Genomic DNA, 842 nt, shown 5'->3' on the forward strand with positions numbered 1-842 from the left:
AGCAGTACAGTGACTATGGGGCTATAGCTGTATGAAACTGTCCGAAGTGTTGTAGAATAAGATATGGCAGAAACGCATTCCCCAAGTGTCACTGTACTTTAGCTCTTGTCTCTTGGGTTATTTTTGATGTTGGTGGTGACGTGATCAAAAATGGTTTAGCTGTTTTTTTAGTTTTTGGATTGCTTTGTTGTAGTGAGCCTGCTGGAGTAAGAAAAGAAATTGAGCCAAGTTCCCAGGAGAGTTTTGGTGAGACTGGTACGGATTTGGTCTATCAAACTGAAGACTCCAATGCCCCCGGTCACTTGCAGGCAGGTAATAGATTAAAAGCCGTCGAAGTTATTCAGGGGGCTGCAGGTGTGGCAGTTAATAAAGTTGATCGTAAACCTATAGATACAAGTGTTGCGATAGAGGCAGACGTGGTTCCTGCGGATAGATATGATTTTTCCAGAAAGAATATTCTTCCAAACTTGTTTGATCAGAATTCGGATGAAGATGGAGTGACGTTTGGAGGTAAGCTGATCAGTAATCCTAAGAATCCAGATTACTTTGATTCTGTTGAGGGGATAGAGTTTTCAATAGAAGTTAAAACACAATAGATTTTGAAGCGCTTCCTATCTTTTCTCCCTTAGACTTGTATATTGTAGGCTGTTGAATCAGTGCCTTTATGGTGTCATTCATTCATGTTGGGTATTCGACACTGCGATAACTCGCCCTTATTTTTGCTTCATTAGGGTAGTTTTGATCTTCTTCGCGATGGTATTCAAAACTGGGATCACAGTTTGCTAGCGAGAGGGTGTAAATAATTCTGTGTAACCGCTCTTGCTAGTGGATTATTGGTAGTC

The 842-nt window shown here is 41.0% G+C and carries 1 protein-coding gene; it reads left to right on the forward strand.

Features of this window, described 5'->3' with window-relative positions; genetic code table 11:
• Positions 1-140: 140 nt before the first annotated feature.
• Positions 141-596: a hypothetical protein gene (locus tag MO867_RS22345; RefSeq protein ID WP_252473271.1), complete on the forward strand. Its 456-nt coding sequence runs from the start codon at positions 141-143 to the stop codon at positions 594-596.
• Positions 597-842: the final 246 nt, after the last annotated feature.

Source organism: Microbulbifer okhotskensis, assembly GCF_023895975.1.
GTDB lineage: Bacteria > Pseudomonadota > Gammaproteobacteria > Pseudomonadales > Cellvibrionaceae > Microbulbifer > Microbulbifer okhotskensis.